This window comes from Halochromatium sp., from assembly GCF_046541315.1.
GTDB lineage: Bacteria > Pseudomonadota > Gammaproteobacteria > Chromatiales > Chromatiaceae > Lamprobacter.
Genome location: NZ_JBKHDN010000269.1, coordinates 1 through 3,139, shown reverse-complemented (window position 1 = coordinate 3,139; position 3,139 = coordinate 1). Strand labels below are relative to the sequence as shown.

The window sequence follows — 3,139 nt, the reverse complement described above, 5'->3', positions numbered from 1 at the left end:
TGATCTACCAGATCCAGCAAGCGATGTACCTGGGCGAGCGCGCACAGCCGAAGCTGGTGGTGATCGACGAGGCCTGGGATCTGCTCACCAACGGCGATGTCGGCAAGTTCATCGAGTCGGGCTATCGGCGCTTTCGCAAGTATGGCGGCGCGGCGGTGACCATCACGCAGTCGCTGGCGGATCTCTACACCCATCCGGTCGGACGCGCGATCGCCGAGAACAGTGCCCACAGTTTTCTGCTCGCGCAACCGTCACAGGCGATCGATCAGCTCGCGGCCGAGCAGCGGCTGCCGTTGCCGGCCGGCGCGGTGGAACTGCTGAAGACCGTGCATACGGTGCCCGGCGCCTATTCCGAGATCTGTTGCCTGACCAGCCTGGGTGGCGGGATCGGTCGCCTGGTGGTCGATCCGTTCCGGCAGTTGCTCTATAGCACGGCGCCAAAGGATGTGGCGGCATTGGAAGCGCTTCGGGCGCAAGGACTCGTCACGGTTGAGGCGATCAAGGCGTTGATCGAGGAGCGGCGGCATGCGGGATGAGCAACGCCCAGGCAGGGGATCTGAGCCCGTGATGGCGCTGTTGACAACGCCCGTGCGTTGGTCACTGACGCTGTTGTTCGGGGCGGTGCTAGCGGGTGTTGTCGTCGGGCTCGGGATCAGCCAGACGCGCTTGTCCGCACTGGCTGGGGATACTGCACGCCAGCCGCCGGTGGTCATCCTGTCGGTGGCCGAGGCGGTGCGCGCCGGGCTTGATGCCGAGCAGATCCGGGTGTTCTCCGAGCGTCTGGCCGAGCGTGGGTTTCTGGTCCTCGATGCACAGGCGGTGCTGGCCGCGCCGGCGGAGCTGTCTCTGCCGCTGGGTGAGGGCGGTGGACAATGAGCATCCTTTGGAAGCCACAGCGCCAACGCCAGCCCTGGGACCGGTTCGTGCTGCAGGCCCTGGTGGCACTGACGCTGATCCTGGTGCTCGGCAGCCTGCTCTGTGAGCGCTTTCGCCTCGGGATCGATGATCAGGAGGCGCTTTGTCTGCCGCCCTATCGCTGGTATCTGATCGATACCTGGGATCGGCAGCCCGAGGTCGGAGCATTGGTCGCCTTTGGCGCCACCGAGGCGATGGTGCCTCACTTCCGGGTCGGACAGACGGTGATCAAGCGCGTGGTGGGCGTGGCGGGTGATCGCATCGCCGTCGATACCCAAGGAACGCGCATCAATGGCTCCCGATTACCAAACAGCGAGCCCGCCTTGGCGACGACATTGCAGCAGCCGGCAACCGCCTTCGAACGTTCGGAGTTCAAGGTGCCGCCCGGTCACTGTTGGGTGATGGGGGACACACGCGATAGCTTCGATGGCCGCTACTGGGGTGCGTTGGCGATCGAACAGGTGCAGGGGCGAGCGTATGCGTTGTTCTGAGGCCTGTCTGCAGACGAGCGCTCGTCACCGCATGATGCTGGCGGTCTGCACGCTGTGTGCGGTCAGCATCGCGACCGCAGAGGATCGGACGAGCGATGAAGCGGAGCAGGGCGTCGATCAGGCACTCGCGCCGATCCGGACTCAGGCCGAGGCGATTGCGCAGGCCGTCGAAGGTGAACCGTTGCCGGCGTGGCTGCGGGTTCCTTTGCAGGCGGACACAGAGTTGGGGCTGCCGGACCCGTCTGTCGTGGAAGGTCTCTTGGAGGATGCACGTCAACGCCTGGAGTTCGTCGACCTGAGCATGTCGGTCTGCGAGAGCCTGGCCACGGATTGCGCACGGGATGACAGATCGTCCGGCAATTCTGGACCCGCTGAGTCTGATTCATCCCAGCGGGCGACGGGCGAGCTATCCCGAACCTACCTGCTTTTTGCCTCCCGTTCGCTCGGCGAGGCATCCCTGCGTGAGCTGTTTGCGTTGGCCAGCGGACGACCCGAGCTGAGCATCCTGTTTCGCGGCGTCGACGAAGGTGAATCGTTGATCGCCTTTGCGGCCAGCTTGCGTGAGCTGTTCAACGGACTCGATCCGCCGCCGAACGTCCAGCTCGATCCAACACCGTTTCGGACTTACGGGGTCACGGCGGTGCCGACCCTGATCGCGTTGGAGCGGGATGGAACCGACTGGACCAAGCGTGCCCGCGTGGCCGGTCTGATGAGCACCGATTGGCTCGAGCAGGCGCTCGACGCCGGCCGTCAGGGCGACTTTGGCACGCGCGGCTCGGTCACCGCGATCCGCGAGCCGGATCTGCTCGTCGAGCTCGAGCGCCGCCTGGCCACACTCGACCTGAGCGCGATGAAGACCCGCGCCCTCGAGCGGGCCTTCGGGCGCCTGCGCCTGGAGCATCTGCCGGTCGCGACCGAGGATCGCATCCACTGGATCGATCCCACGCTGACCGCGGCGGCCGATATCCGGCTGCCGGACGGCGCGGTCCTAGTCGCCGCCGGTGAATCGGTCAATCCCCTCGAACAGCTGCCCTTCACCCAACGCCTGGTCGTCTTCGATGCCACCGATGCCCGCCAGGTGGACTTTGCCCAGTCGCTGGCGGCTGAACCCGCATCGAAGGCCAGTGTGTTCCTGCTCACCGATCTGCCGCGCGAGCCTGGTTGGGCGGGACTGGAACAGCTCATGACCCAGCTCGACCGACGGGTCTTCTTGCTCACCCCGGCGTTGCGCCGGCGCTTCGCCCTGGAGCGCGTGCCGGCCGTGGTCGAGGCCGAGGGACTTCGATTCCGCATCACCGAGACCGCGATGCCGGGCGCCAGTGGCCGGAGCGGCGACACAGCGCGAGCCCTGTCGCCGAGCGAGACAGAGGAGGGCGGCGAATGACAGCCCGAATCCAGCCAAGCCGGAATCAACAGCGTTCGCCGCTGGCTTCGCTCGCCCGCTGTCCTGCAATGCGGTGTCGTCTAGGCCACCAGCTCACACACCTTCGATCTACTGTGCAAGCGTTCCGTGGTCAACGACGCAGGACCTGGCCTGGCCCGCTGATCGCACTGGCCCTGCTCACTGGCTTCATGGTGAGTCCATCGACGCAGGCCGCCGATGCCGCCTGCCCGGATGCCGAATTGCTTAGCGGCAAGCTGATCACCGACATCTGCTGGTCCTGCCTGTTTCCGGTGCGCATCGCCGGGATGCCGATTGGCGGTGGTCGGGTGCCTGAGGGTGCCAGCGATGC

At 66.0% G+C, this 3,139-nt stretch carries 3 protein-coding genes and 2 pseudogenes; all 5 read left to right on the top strand.

Going from position 1 to position 3,139, the window contains the following annotated elements:
* Window positions 1-536 (top strand): annotated as a pseudogene (locus tag ACLFQI_RS12940) (type IV secretion system protein TraC); the annotation flags it as partial.
* A gap of 31 nt (window positions 537-567) precedes the next feature.
* Entirely contained in the window at window positions 568-876 is a 309-nt protein-coding gene (locus ACLFQI_RS12935) for a hypothetical protein (protein WP_410759926.1), read from the top strand.
* A complete protein-coding gene (lepB, locus tag ACLFQI_RS12930) occupies window positions 873-1,406 on the top strand; it encodes a signal peptidase I (RefSeq protein ID WP_410759924.1) in 534 nt (177 codons plus the stop codon). The genes ACLFQI_RS12935 and lepB overlap by 4 nt, the downstream gene beginning before the upstream one ends.
* Window positions 1,342-2,790: a TrbC family F-type conjugative pilus assembly protein gene (locus tag ACLFQI_RS12925; protein ID WP_410759922.1), complete on the top strand. Its 1,449-nt coding sequence runs from the start codon at window positions 1,342-1,344 to the stop codon at window positions 2,788-2,790. The genes lepB and ACLFQI_RS12925 overlap by 65 nt, the downstream gene beginning before the upstream one ends.
* Window positions 2,791-2,978: 188 nt before the next feature.
* Window positions 2,979-3,139: pseudogene (locus ACLFQI_RS12920) on the top strand (conjugal transfer protein TraU); the annotation flags it as partial.

Coding starts and splice junctions, on each gene's coding strand:
- lepB (WP_410759924.1), top strand. CDS start 873: ATGAGCATCCTTTGGAAGCCACAGCGCCAACGCCAGCCCTGGGACCGG.
- ACLFQI_RS12925 (WP_410759922.1), top strand. CDS start 1,342: ATGGCCGCTACTGGGGTGCGTTGGCGATCGAACAGGTGCAGGGGCGAG.
- ACLFQI_RS12935 (WP_410759926.1), top strand. CDS start 568: ATGGCGCTGTTGACAACGCCCGTGCGTTGGTCACTGACGCTGTTGTTC.